Annotated in this window: 11 protein-coding genes; 3 read left to right on the forward strand and 8 right to left on the reverse strand. The window is 70.4% G+C overall.

The features are described from left to right. Positions 1 to 35 precede the first annotated feature (35 nt). The 6 genes from mmsB to O7627_RS18665 form a co-directional block, all read right to left on the reverse strand. Positions 36 to 1,286, reverse strand: a complete 1,251-nt coding sequence (gene mmsB, locus O7627_RS18640; protein ID WP_278094800.1) for a multiple monosaccharide ABC transporter permease — start codon at positions 1,284 to 1,286, stop codon at positions 36 to 38. After that, on the reverse strand, positions 1,283 to 2,821 hold the full coding sequence (mmsA, locus tag O7627_RS18645; RefSeq protein ID WP_278094801.1) for a multiple monosaccharide ABC transporter ATP-binding protein: 1,539 nt from the start codon (positions 2,819 to 2,821) through the stop codon (positions 1,283 to 1,285). Before mmsA ends, mmsB begins: the two co-directional genes overlap by 4 nt. 76 nt (positions 2,822 to 2,897) lie before the next feature. Then, complete coding sequence (chvE, locus tag O7627_RS18650) at positions 2,898 to 4,040, reverse strand: multiple monosaccharide ABC transporter substrate-binding protein (protein ID WP_278094802.1); 1,143 nt, start codon at positions 4,038 to 4,040, stop codon at positions 2,898 to 2,900. A gap of 263 nt (positions 4,041 to 4,303) precedes the next feature. Next, on the reverse strand, positions 4,304 to 5,161 hold the full coding sequence (locus O7627_RS18655) for a carbohydrate ABC transporter permease (RefSeq protein ID WP_278094803.1): 858 nt from the start codon (positions 5,159 to 5,161) through the stop codon (positions 4,304 to 4,306). A 9-nt stretch (positions 5,162 to 5,170) separates the two neighbouring features. Continuing rightward, positions 5,171 to 6,154, reverse strand: coding sequence for a sugar ABC transporter permease (locus O7627_RS18660; RefSeq protein WP_278094804.1), 984 nt, complete (start codon positions 6,152 to 6,154; stop codon positions 5,171 to 5,173). Between the two features lie 7 nt (positions 6,155 to 6,161). After that, positions 6,162 to 7,430 (reverse strand): extracellular solute-binding protein, encoded by a 1,269-nt coding sequence (locus O7627_RS18665; RefSeq protein ID WP_278094805.1) that lies wholly within the window; start codon positions 7,428 to 7,430, stop codon positions 6,162 to 6,164. Positions 7,431 to 7,586: 156 nt separating this feature from the next. Between O7627_RS18665 and O7627_RS18670 the strand changes: the two genes are divergently transcribed. The 3 genes from O7627_RS18670 to O7627_RS18680 all read left to right on the forward strand — a co-directional run bounded on the left by O7627_RS18670 (position 7,587) and on the right by O7627_RS18680 (position 11,111). Beyond that, complete coding sequence (locus tag O7627_RS18670; protein WP_278094806.1) at positions 7,587 to 9,563, forward strand: beta-galactosidase; 1,977 nt, start codon at positions 7,587 to 7,589, stop codon at positions 9,561 to 9,563. 88 nt (positions 9,564 to 9,651) lie between these two features. After that, positions 9,652 to 10,764, forward strand: a complete 1,113-nt coding sequence (locus O7627_RS18675; protein WP_278094807.1) for an NAD(P)/FAD-dependent oxidoreductase — start codon at positions 9,652 to 9,654, stop codon at positions 10,762 to 10,764. A 143-nt stretch (positions 10,765 to 10,907) separates the two neighbouring features. After that, a complete protein-coding gene (locus tag O7627_RS18680; protein ID WP_278094808.1) occupies positions 10,908 to 11,111 on the forward strand; it encodes a hypothetical protein in 204 nt (67 codons plus the stop codon). 8 nt (positions 11,112 to 11,119) lie between these two features. On the opposite strand, the gene O7627_RS18685 is transcribed toward O7627_RS18680, so the two are convergent. Next, the gene (locus O7627_RS18685) at positions 11,120 to 11,962 is read right to left on the reverse strand and encodes an ABC transporter permease subunit (RefSeq protein ID WP_278094809.1); all 843 of its coding nucleotides are present in this window, start codon (positions 11,960 to 11,962) and stop codon (positions 11,120 to 11,122) included. Then, positions 11,959 to 12,948 carry an ABC transporter ATP-binding protein gene (locus O7627_RS18690; protein ID WP_278094810.1) on the reverse strand — a complete coding sequence of 330 codons (990 nt, stop codon included), beginning with the start codon at positions 12,946 to 12,948 and terminating at the stop codon, positions 11,959 to 11,961. Before O7627_RS18690 ends, O7627_RS18685 begins: the two co-directional genes overlap by 4 nt. Positions 12,949 to 12,959: the final 11 nt, after the last annotated feature.

The following is a 12,959-nucleotide window of genomic DNA, read 5'->3' on the forward strand; positions in this document are numbered from 1 at the left end:
GAGCCGGGTACGACATTTCCGGGTTCGCACCGCCGTCACCGCGAGGCGCCCGCCCGGCGCTTGTTGTAGACGTCGAAGGCGACCGCGACGAGCAGCACCAGCCCCTTCACCACCGACTGCACCGACTGGTCGACGCCCATCAGCTGCATGCCGTTGCTCATCACCGCCATGATCAGGCCACCGACCATGGCGCCCACCACGGTGCCGACCCCGCCGGTGACGGCCGCGCCGCCGATGAAGGCCGCCGCGATCGCGTCCAGCTCGAACATGTTGCCGGCGGCGGGCTGTGCCCCGTTGGACCGCGAGGAGTAGATGACGCCCGCCACGGCCGATAGCAGACCCATGTTGACGAAGATCCAGAAGTTGACCGTCCGGACCTTCACCCCGGACAGCATCGCCGCCGAGAGGTTGCCGCCGATCGCGTAGACCTGCCGGCCGAACACCGTCCGGCGGGTGAGCAGTCCGTAGACGAGCACCAGCGCGGCCAGGATGATCAGCACGATCGGCAGCCCGCGGGCGTTCGCCAACTGCCAGGCGAAGTACATGATGACCGCGCCGACCAGCACCACCCGCGCGACGAAGAGCGGGAACGACTCGACGGACTGCTGGTAGCGGACCCGGGCCGCCCGGGTACGGAAGCCGCTCACCGCGTAGCCGGCCACCGCGACCGCCCCGATCAGCAGGGTGAAGGCGTCGTAGCCCTCGCCGCCGAGCAGCCCGTTGAGGAATCCGGCGGCGATCCGCTGGTACTCGGCCGGGAACGGCGAGAGCGAGATGTTGTCCAGCACCCGCAGGGTGAGGCCGCGGAACAGCAGCATGCCGGCCAGCGTCACGATGAAGGCCGGAATTCCGGCGTAGGCCACCCAGAAGCCGTGCCAGGCGCCGACCGCGACCCCGACCGCCAGCGCGGCCAGCACCCCGATCCACCACGGTTGGCCCTGCTGGATCACGAGCACGGCCGAGACCGCGCCGGTGAGGGCCACCACCGACCCGACCGACAGGTCGATGTGTCCCCCGACGATCACGATGACCATGCCGACCGCGAGGACCAGGATGTACGAGTACTGCAGGACGATGTTGGTGATGTTGCCCGGGCTCAGCGAGACGCCGTCGGTCAGGATCGCGAAGAGCGCCACGATGACGACCAGCGCGACGTAGATCCCGCTCTGCCGGAGGTTGCTCATGATGAGCTTGCGTGGGTCGCTGCTGCCGGTGTGCAGGGCCTGGGCAGGAGCCGGCTCGGCCGGCGCCTGCTGCGGGGTCGAGGGGGGTTTGGTGCTAGTCATCCGGCCAGTTCCTTGTCCTTAGCCATTAGTTGCATGAGCTTCTCCTGGGTGGCCTGCGCCACCGGCACCTCACCGGTCACCCGGCCGGCCGAGATCGTGAAGATCCGGTCGCACATCCCGAGCAGTTCCGGCAGCTCGGAGGAGATCATGATGACGGCCTTCCCGTCGGCCACCAACCGGTTGATGATCGTGTAGATCTCGAACTTCGCCCCGACGTCGATGCCGCGGGTCGGCTCGTCCAGGATCAGCACGTCCGGATCGGTGAACAGCCACTTCGACAGGACGACCTTCTGCTGGTTGCCGCCGGAGAGCTTGCCGGCCAGCGCCATGATGCTGGGCGCCTTGATGTTCATGCCACGCCGGCTCTCCTCGGCGACCTTGATCTCCTCGTTGTCGTTCACCCAGCCGAGCCGGGAGAGCTTGTCCAGCGCCGCCGCGGAGATGTTGCGCCGGATGTCCTGGATCAGGTTGAGGCCGTACCGCTTGCGGTCCTCGGTGGCGTACGCGATGCCGTTGCTGATCGCCTCGGCGACCGAGCGGGCCCGGATCTGGCGGCCGCGCAGGAAGAGCCGGCCGGTGATGTCACGTCCGTAGGAGCGGCCGAAGACGCTCATCGCGAGTTCGGTCCGGCCGGCGCCCATCAGGCCGGCGAGGCCGACCACCTCGCCGGCCCGCACGTCGAGGTTGGCGCCGTCGACCACCAGCCGGTCCTGGGTGGGGTGCCGGACGGACCAGTCGGAGATCCGGAGCACCTCCTCGCCGGGGTTGGACTCCCGCTCGGGATAGAAGCTGTGCAGGTCCCGGCCGACCATCCCCCGGATGATGCGTTCCTGGGTCACCTCGCCGGCGGTGACGTCCAGCCGCTCGACCGTCCGCCCGTCCCGGATCACGGTGATCGAGTCGGCGATCGCGGTGATCTCGTTCAGCTTGTGCGAGATCATGATGCAGGTGATGCCCTGCTCGCGCAGTCGCCGCAGCAGGTCGAGCAGGTGCGCCGAGTCGACGTCGTTGAGGGCCGCCGTCGGCTCGTCGAGGATCAGCAGCCGGACGTTCTTGGACAGCGCCTTGGCGATCTCCACCAGCTGCTGCTTGCCGACGCCGAACTGGATGATCGGGTGCACCGGGTTCTCGTGCAGTCCGACCGAGGCCAGCAACTGGGCGGCTTCGGCGTGGGCGCGGTTCCAGTCGATCAGGCCGCCGGGCCCCCGGCGCTCGTTGCCGAGGAAGATGTTCTCGGTGATCGACAGGTGCGGCACCAGGGCCAGCTCCTGGTGGATGATGACGATGCCCCGGGCCTCGCTGTCGCGGATGCTGCGGAACTGCACCGGCTCGCCGTCGAGGACGATCTCGCCGTCGTAGGAACCGGACGGGTAGACACCGGACAGCACCTTCATCAGGGTCGACTTGCCGGCGCCGTTCTCGCCGCAGATGGCGTGGATCTCGCCCCGCCGAACGGTGATCGAGACGTCCTGGAGCGCCGCCACGCCCGGGAAGGTCTTGGTGATGCCACGCATCTCAAGGATGTTGTCGTCCACGGTCAACTTCCTGGTCGTTTCCGTTGCCGGTGGCGGGCGGGTCGGGCCCGGTGGGTGACCGGGCCCGACCCGGCCGTCAGCCCTGGGCCTGACCGGCGGCCACTTCCGCCGCCGTCCAGTAGCCGGAGTCGACGAGCGCCGACTGGATGTCTTCCTTGTAGACGGTCTGCACCGGCAGCAGATACGAGGGGACGACCTTGACACCGTTCTCGTACGTGGTGGTGTCGTTGGCCTCCGGCTCGGTCTCCTTCAGGAACGCCTCCGCCGCGATCGCGGCCTGCTCGGCGAGCAGCCGGGTGTCCTTGAAGATGGTGGAGCTCTGGACCCCGTCGTTGATCAGTTTGACCGAGGCGATCTCGGCGTCCTGGCCGGTCACCACGGGCATCTTGGCGCTGCCCTTGCCGTAGCCGGCGTTCTGCAGGGCGGTGATGATGCCCCGGGACAGGCCGTCGTACGGGGAGAGCACGCCGTCGACCTTGGTGCCGTCGTTGTAGCTCGACGTCAGCAGGTCCTCCATCCGACGCTGGGCGGTCTCCTGCTGCCACCGCAGGATCGCCACCTGCTCGATCGCGGTCTGGTTCGACTTCACGACAAGTGACTTGTCGTCGATGAACGGCTTGAGGGTGTCCATCGCGCCGTCGAAGAAGAAGTGCGCGTTGTTGTCGTCGAGCGAGCCGGCGAACAGTTCGATGTTGAACGGGCCGGTCGCCGTCCCCTTCGAGCCGTCCTTGTTCTGCAGGCCGAGCCCGACCAGCAGGGCGGTGGCCTGCGCGACGCCGACCTTGTAGTTGTCGAAGCTGACGTAGAAGTCGACGTTCGGGCTTTCCCGGATCAGCCGGTCGTAGGAGATGACCGGGATGTTGGCGTCCGCGGCCGCCTGCAGCTGACCGCTGAGCGCCGTGCCGTCGATGGCCGCGATCACCAGCACGTCCGCGCCCTGCGTGATCATCTGGTCGATCTGCTGCGACTGGGTGGGGATGTCGTCCCCGGCGTACTGCAGGTCGACCTTGTAGCCCTTGCCCTCCAGCTTCTCCTTCACCGAGTTGCCGTCGGCGATCCACCGCTCCGAGGTCTGGGTCGGCATCGAGACGCCGATGGTCAGATCCGACGGTTGCTCACCCGACGTGTCGCCGCCGCTGCCGGCGCCCTCGCCGCTGCAGGCCGCGAGGCTGAGCGCCAACGCGGCGCTACCGAGAGCCACCAAGAACTTCCTACTCACAGGATTCCCCTCCCACGTACGTGCCATCATCCGGCGATGCCGCGCTCCGGCCAGTGTTAGCGTTCACATTGCCGAGGTCAACAGGCGTCCGCAATCTTGAAGTCACATTCCCGTAACAGACCCCGGTGACCATCGATCCGCGTCCACGGTCCAGCCTCCGCCTACGGTGGCCTATCCCGCCGCCGTCCGCAAACGGGACGTACCCGTTCGCGACGCCCAAACGGCCCGGTGCCCCCCACCACGGGTCGAAACCGCACCGCCCGTCATCCCTTGATGCCGGTCTGTGCCACCCCCTCGACCAGCCAGCGTTGCAGGAAGACGAAGACGACCACCAGCGGCAGGATCGAGATCGCCGCGGCGACGAAGAGCTCGTGGATGTTGATGGTCTGCGCCGTCAGATACGACGAGAGCGCCACCTGCACCGTCCAGGACTGCTGGTCCTGGCCGATCACCAGGGGCCAGAGAAACGAGTTCCACCCGGTGATGAAGGTGATGACCGCGATGGCGGCGGTGAAGTTGAGCGAGTTGGGCAGCACGATCCGCCAGTACGCCCCCCAGTAGCCGAGTCCGTCGACCCGGGCCGCCTCCTCCAGCTCCTTCGGAAAGTTCAGGAAGTACTGCCGGAACAGGAAGACGGTGAAGCCGCTGAACAGGCCCGGGATGATCAGGCCACGCAGCGAGGAGACCCAGCCCAGCGAGGAGACCAGCACGAAGCTGGGCACGAAGGTCACCGCGCCGGGAATCATCAGGGTGACAAGCACGGCGTAGAAGACCTTGTTGGCGTGCCGGTACGGCACCCGGGCCAGCCCGTAGCCGGCCAGCGAGCAGATCAGCAGGGTACCGACCGTGTGCAGCACCGCGACCACGGTCGAGTTCCACAGGCTGCGGGCGAAGGGCACGGCCGGGTTCTGGAACACCTCGGCGAGGTTGCCCCAGCGCAGCTCGGTCGGGAAGAACGTCCAGTCCGGCGAGGTGATCTCCGCGTCGGTGGCCAGGCCGTTGCGGACCAGCAGGTAGAAGGGGATCAGGAAGAGCACCGCGGCCAGGCTGGCCGCCAGGTATGCGCCGGCGGTGCCGGCCGCCCGGCGGCGCTGGCCGACCGCGTACGGGGTGCCGCTCATCGTCTCCCCCTACTCCGCCGGCTTGCCGAAGCCGAGCAACCGGCCCTGGAAGAGGGTGATCGCGATGATCAGGACCGAGAGGATCATCGCCCCGGCGCTGCCCCGCCCGTAGTCCTGCTGGGCCCCGAGCGCGATCGTGTAGAGCTGCTGCAGCGGCGGGCGGGCCAGATCGGCCTTGCCCGGCAGCAGGTTGTAGAACTCGTCGAACGCCTGGTAGGCGGCGATGATGGTGAGCATCAGCACCGCCACCGAGGTGGCCCGCAGCTGTGGCAGGGTGATGTGGCGCAACGTGGTCCAACCCGGTGCCGCGCCGTCCACATAGGCCGCCTCGTAGAGTTCGCGCGGGATGCGTTGCAGACCGGCCAGGAACAGGATCATGTAGAAGCCGAGCTGCAGCCAGAGCCGCACGGTCACCAGCGGCACCCAGTACCACGGCGGGTCGGTGCTGATCAGCCAGGAGATGTTCTCGATGCCGAAGATCTCCAGCACGGTGTTGGCCAGCCCGAACCGGACCCCGTTGAAGATGGACATCTTCCAGATCAGCGAGGCGACCACGTACGAGCAGGCGGTCGGGATGAAGAAGGCCGACCGGAAGAACGCCTGGGCGAACCGCAACCGGTGCACCAGCAGGGCCAGCCCCAACGCGAGGACGACGGTGACCGGCACGATGAAGGCGGCGTACCCGGTGAACATCAGCAGGCTGTCGCGGAACGGTCCGTCGGCCAGCATCTCCCGGTAGTTGGCCAGTCCGACGAAGGTGTCCGGGGTGACGGTGTTCTGCGCCTCGAAGAAGCTCAGCGCCAGGCTCCACAGGATCGGCACGTAGACGAAGATCAGCATGCCGATCAGGAACGGACCGGTGAAGAGCCAGAACGTCCAGGCGTGCCCCGGTCGGCGCCGTCGGGCCGGTGCATCACCCACCGGCCCGACGCCGACCCCGCGCGGGTCGTTCTCTGCGGTGGCGGGCCCGGCCGCCACCTTGCTCCTGGTCATCGCCGGCCTACCCGAAGAGGGTCTTCAGTTCCGTCTCCACCCGGTCCACGGTGGCGGCGAGTTCCCGGCCGGCGTCGGCCTTCTTCAGGATGACGTCCGTGGCGAACGTCTCGAAGGCCGCGCCCATCGCGGTGGTCCAGGCCGGGTTGTCGACCCAGCCGAACTGCTCGGTGAGGCTCACCGTCTCGGCCGCCGGCCCGCTCTGCAGCTTGGTGGCGCGGGCGGCCAGGCTCTTGCGCGGCGGGATGTGGAAGCCGTAGTTGAGGCACCAGTCCTCCTGGTACTCCACGTTGTCGATCCATAGCCATTTGACGAACGCCTTCGCCGCGTCGACATCCTTGGCCTTGGCGCTGACGAAGCTGGACCAGCCGCCGAGGTAGACCGCCTGCCGGCCGGCGGCTCCGAAGGCCGGGGTGGGGAAGACCCCGAAGTCGTCACCGAGCGCCTGCTGGATGGCCGGCATCGCCCAGAGCCCGTTCTTCGTCATCGCGCAGAGACCCTGGTTGAACGCGGACGGGTCCCACCAGTCGGCCGGGGCGCCGGAGAGCAGCCCGCCGGTGTCGACCAGTTCGCGGACCTTGAGCATCGCGTCGGCGGTCTCCGGGGTGTCGAAGGCGACCTTGTTGTCTGCGGTGAGGTACTGCTGCCCGGTGGCGGGCAGGATCTGGGTGGCCGCCCAGCCGATGCCGTTGTCGTTGCCGAGAAACAGACCCTTGACGTCCTTTGTGGTGAGTGCCCTCGTCGCCGCGATCAGGTCGTCGATGGTCACCGGCGGGGCGATCCCGGCGTCGGCGAGCATGCTCTTGCGGTAGTAGAAGAGCTGCGGGTCGTCGATCATCCGGATCCCGTAGACCTTGCCGTCGTACGAGTTGGCGGTCAGGTCGATCTCACTGAAGTCGGCGCGGGCGTCGCCGAGGATGTCGTCGAGCGGAACCACCTGGTTGGCCTTGGCAAGCTGGTAGTTGAAGTGGTACTCGAAGACGTCCGGCCCGTTGCTGGAGAGCAGCCCGCTGGAGATCTTGGCGTCGAAGTCCCCGGGGATCCACTGGATCGTCACGTCGGCCGCCTGGTAGGCGTCGGCGTACCGTTGCGCGGCCTGCTGGGTGCCGGCCTCGCCGTACTGGTGGTACCACTGCGAGATGGTCGGGCCGGAGGACCGGCCGGTGTTGGACCCGCAGCCGGCGAGCAACCCGGCGACGCCGAGGCCACCGGCAACGCGCAGCAGGTCACGGCGGGTGAACCCGGGCTTGGCCGGCGAGGTGGGACGCATTGCCATGGCGGCTCAACTCCTCGTGGAACCCGCGTTATCGGCATATTTCGATGAGGTTAAGTGAGCCGTAGCCTAAGGTTCGCCCAACACTTAGTCAAGGGATCATAATAAGTGCTGTCGATCCGTTGACGGCCGCCCGTCGGGTCTGGACGATCTCTGTGTATGGCGTTCGACATCCCGGCCGTACCCGGCTTCGCCTTCGGCGGCGACTACAGTGCCGAGCAGTGGCCCGAGCCGGTCTGGGTTGAGGACGTCGGGCTGATGAAGACCGCCGGGGTCAACCTCGCCACCGTCGGCGTCTTCTCCTGGGCGCTGCTGGAGACCGCCCCCGGACGCTACGAATTCGACTGGCTGGACCGGCTGCTCGACCTGCTCGCCGGGCACGGCGTCGCGGTCGACCTGGCCACCGCGACCGCCTCCCCACCGCCCTGGTTCAGCCACGCCCACCCCGAGTCGCTGCCCGTCGGACCCACCGGAACCACCATCTGGTACGGCAGCAGGCAGGCATACTGTCCCAGCTCACCGGCGTACCGCACGGCGGCGGCCCGGCTCGTCGAACAGCTCGCCACCCGGTACGCCGGGCATCCCGCGCTGGCCATGTGGCACGTCAACAACGAGTACGGCTGCCACATCTCGCGCTGCTGGTGCGACATCTCCGCAGCCGCGTTCCGCGACTGGCTGCGGAACCGCTACGGCGACCTGGCCGGGCTCAACGCGGCGTGGGGCACCTCGTTCTGGTCCCAGCGCTACACCGACTGGGAGCAGATCATCCCGCCCCGGGACACCCCCAGCTACCCCAACCCGACCCAGCAGCTCGACTTCCACCGGTTCTCCTCCGACGAACTGCTGGCCTGCTTCCGGGTCGAACGCGACCTGCTGCACCGGCTCAGCCCCGGAGTGCCGGTCACCACGAACTTCCTGGGCGGCCTCTGGGACCTCGACTACTGGGCCTGGGCCCGCGAGGTCGACGTGGTGTCGATGGACCACTACCTGATCGCCGAGCACCCCCAGCCGTACGCGGATCTGGCCTTTGTCGCGGACCTGGCCCGGTCGCTGGCCGGCGGCCGGCCCTGGGCGCTGATGGAGCACGCCACCAGCGCGGTCAACTGGCAACCGCGCAACCTCGCCAAGCCGCCCGGCCGGCTGCGCCGGGACTCGCTCGCACACGTCGCCCGGGGCGCCGACTCGGTGCTCTACTTCCAGTGGCGGGCCTCGAAGGCGGGCGCCGAGAAGTGGCACTCCGGGATGGTGCCGCACGCCGGCACCGACAGCAAGGTGTGGCAGGAGGTGGTGGCGCTCGGCGCCGAACTGGGCGCCCTGGCCGAGGTGGTCGGCAGCGAGGTGGTCGCGGACGTCGCCATCCTGCTCGACTGGTCGAGCCTGTGGGCGCAGCGGCAGCCGAGCCAGCCGAGCGTCGACCTGGATCCGCTGGCTGTCATCAAGGGCTGGCACGCGGCGCTCACCGAAGCCACCATCACCTGCGACCTGGCCCACCCGGAGTCCGACCTGCGCCGCTACCGGCTGGTGCTGGCGCCCGCGCTGTACCTGGTCAGCGACGCCGGGGCGGCGAACCTGACCGGGTTCGTCGCCGGCGGCGGCACCGCGCTGGTCGGCCCGTACAGCGGGGTCGTCGACGACAACGACCACGTCCGGCTCGGCGGCTACCCGGGAGCCTGGCGGGACCTGCTCGGCGTCCGCGTCCAGGAACACTTTCCGCTGCCGGCGGGCGCCCGGGTGGCGCTCACCGACGGCGGCGCCGGCTCCGTCTGGACCGAACTCGCGGTGCCGACCGACGCCGAGGTCCTGACCGGGTACGCCGACGGCCCGCTCGCCGGCTCACCGGCGCTCACCCGCCGGGCGCACGGCGCCGGGACGGCGTACTACCTGACCACCCTGTTGGCCGGCGCGCACCTGCGCGACCTGCTCACCCGGCTGGCCCGGGACGCCGGTGTCACGCCGGTGCTGCCCGACCCGCCCGAGGGCGTGACGGCCGTCCAACGGCGACACCCGGACGGGCGCGGGTACACCTTCATCGCCACCGACGGCCCGACCGCCCCGACCCTCACCGTGCGACGCGACGGTGACCCGGCCGCCGGCACCGCTCCGGTCGGCGCGGCTCCACCGGTGGCATCCGCCTGAACCGGGAAACCGCCGGGATCGGGGAGAGTGTGTGAAGGTGTTGCGCGGGCGCCGGCCGGCGGGCCCGGGCGCCGCTACCGTCGGCGGCATGGAGACCGTGGACGTCCTCGTCGTCGGTGCCGGCCTCGCCGGGCTACGCACCGCGCGGCTGCTGGCCGGGCGGGGGTACGACGTGCTTGTCGTCGACCGCCGTAGCGCACTCGACGTCGGCATCCGCACCACCGGCATCTTCGTCCGCCGCACCCTCGACGACTTCGCGCTGCCGGCCGGACATCTCGGTCCGGCGATCCGTCGGGTCGTGCTGTATCCGCCGTCGCTGCGGGAACCGGTCGAGCTGGTCAGCCCGCGCGACGAGTTCCGGGTCGCCGACATGGCCGGCGTCTACGCCGACGCGTTGGCCGGCGCCAGACTGGCCGGCGCGCGAGTGCGGCTCGGCGTCTCCTATCCGGTCGAGGGCGTGGCCGCCCGCTTCACCATCGGCGCGGACGGTGTCCGGTCGACGGTGGCGCGCCGACTCGGTCTGGACGTCAACCGGCGCGTCATCGTCGGGGTGGAGGAGGTCTACCCGGTGGCCGGCGGCGACCGGCCGCCGACATTCCACTGTGTCCTCGACCCGGTTCTCGCGCCCGGTTACCTCGCCTGGGTCGTCGATGACGGCCGGCACGCCCACGTCGGGCTGGCCGGGCTGCCAGACCGGCTGGCCGGCCCGCTGCCCCGGCTGCTGCGGGCGTTCGGGCAGGGCTTCGGCGGGCTGCCGGCCGTGGCCGGCCCGGTCCAGCGCCGCGGCGGGCCGATCCCGGTCGGCGGCGTGCTGCGCCGGCTCGCCTGCCCGCAGGGGCTGCTGGTCGGCGACGCGGCCGGCGCGGTGTCGCCGCTGACCGCCGGCGGCCTCGACCCGTGCCTGCGGATGTCCGAGCTGGCCGCCGAGGTGACCGCCGCCTACCTGCGCACCGGGGACCGGTCGGTGCTGCGGCACTACGACGGCGCGACGCTGCGGGCGCGCTTCCGGGTCCGGCTGCTGATGCGCCGCGCCCTGTCCGGGGTCCGCGCCCCGACCCTCACCGAGCACGCCTTCGCCCTGCTGCGCACCCGCCCCGGCCGGGCCGCCGCCGCACGGGTGCTGTTCGGCGACGGCTCGTTCCCCGATCCACCGCCCGCCGCCCGCTCCCTCGCACCGCGCGGCTGGGCCTGGACCCGCTGAGCAGATCCCCCGACGCCCGCACACCCTGCCGCCTGCTCCCGACGATCACCCCGGGCCGCGAAGGAAGGACGCGGCACGCTGATCGAGTTGTCTGGCGTACGAAGGCAGCCGCGGTCCGAGGCCGGGCCGAGGTCGACCGCCTGATGAGTCATTGCCCGAAGCGTGAATCCGGCGAGCGCCCGGTCGTCGGCCTCGTTGGCGAGCCGCAGGGCATGGACGGCGGCTACGGGTTCGGACGGTACTACGCCGCACTGAGCATGCTCGACGAGGACGACGAACCGTCCCGGCCCGTCCGGCAGGAGTACGTCGACTGGTCCGGCAGCACCGGGCTGGCGCCACTGTCCTGACTGACGCGTCAGAGGTCGCGGCGTTGGAAGGCGAGGGCCGCGAGTCCGAGGATCAGGGCGACCCAGATCACCGACCAGGCCAGGTAGGTGGCGGTGAGCGGGGCCATGCTCAGGAACGGGGAGGCCTCGAAGCCGGGGACCCGCGCCAGCCCGGGGTGTTGGAACGCGTGCATGGCGCCGCGCCACAGGCCGTCGGTCGGCAGCAGCATCCGGGACACGGTGCCGACGCGGGCCACGCCCGCGTTGCCGAAGGCCTCGCCGACCAGGCCGACCACCCCCGCTATCCAGGTGGCGCCGAAGAGGCCGACCGCGACGATGCCCGAGGCCATCGGCGAGATCGCGGTGGAGAGCAGCAGGCCCAGGGTGAGCAGCACCGCCGTCTGCGCCGCGAGCAGGGCCAGCCCCGTCACCGGCTGCGGTGGCCAGTAGTCCACGGTGGTCCGGACGATGAGGAGCTGGCCGAGCCCGGCCACCGCCACGAACCCGCTGCCGAAGGCGACCAGGCCGAGCCACTTGCCCAGCAGCACCGCCCACCGCCGGATCGGCCGGGTCATGATCGCCAACGCGGTCCCGGACTCGATCTCACCGGCCAGGGTCGGGCCGGCGAGGAACGCCGTGCCGAGCGCGGCGATCAGGCTCAGGCCGAACATCACCAGATTGAGCACCGTGGAGGCGGCGAGCCGGGACTCACCGCTGGTCAGCGAACCGAATTCCGCGTCGAGCCGGTAGAACCCCCAGGCACTCAGGGACAGCAGCACCACCGTCATCACGACGAGCGACCGCAGCACCCGGCGGCGGGCGGCCTCCCGGATGGTGAGGGCGGCGATGGTCAGCACGGTCCGCCCGGTCATCGGCGGTCACCGCCGGACCGCAGGATGTCGAGCAGCCGCTCCTCCAGGCTGATCCGTCCCGGTTCGACGGCGTGCACGCGCACGCCGAGGCCGACCAGGTCGGCCACGAGCTCCGGTACGACGCTGTCCGGTTCCGGCACGGCGGGATCTCCTTCGCTTGTCAGTTCGACGGTGAACGAATCGCCCTCCCGGGTCACCGGGCCGGCGGCGGCCAGCCGGGCCTCCGCCCGGGTGTCCACTCCGTCGAGCCGCAGCCGCACCTCGCGCCGGCCGAGCAGCTCCGGGAGGGTGCCGGAGGCGGCGACCCGGCCCCGGTCGAGGATGACGACCCGGTCGCAGACCCGCTCGACCTCGCCGATCAGGTGCGAGTTGAGCAGCACGGCGACGTTGCGGGCCTTGAGCGAGAGCAGCAGATCCCGGACGTCGGCGCGGCCGAGCGGGTCCAGCGCGCTGGTCGGCTCGTCGAGGACGACAAGTTCCGGGCGAGCCACCAGCGCGACGGCCAACCCGAGGCGCTGCTGCATCCCCTTGGAGAAGCCGCCCACCCGGTCCTTGGCCCGGTCCGCCAGGCCGACGAGCGCCAGGCACTCGCGCCGCTCCCCCGCCGCCACCGGTACCCGGGCGAGCCGGACGTGCAGGTCCAGCACCTCGACGGCGGTGAGCCAGGGCTGGTACCGGAAGAGTTCCGGCAGGTAGCCGACCCTGGTGCGGGCCCGGGGGTCCGCCGCCGGTCGGCCGAGCAGCAGCGCCTCCCCGGCGTCGGGCCGGACCAGCCCGAGCAGGATCTTGATGACGCTTGTCTTGCCGGCTCCGTTGGGGCCGAGCAGGCCCAGCACCTCACCGCGGCCCACGGTGAAGGAAACGTCGTCGACCGCGACCTGCCGCCGGTACCGCTTGCGCAGCCCGGAGCACCACACCGCCGGGGCGGCCGGCAGCTCGTCGAGCAGCCGCCGCGGGTCGGGCCGGGGCTCGTCGCCGACGGCCACGGCACCGCCCG

The sequence above is a fragment of the Solwaraspora sp. WMMD1047 genome (genome assembly GCF_029626155.1).
Lineage (GTDB): Bacteria > Actinomycetota > Actinomycetes > Mycobacteriales > Micromonosporaceae > WMMD1047.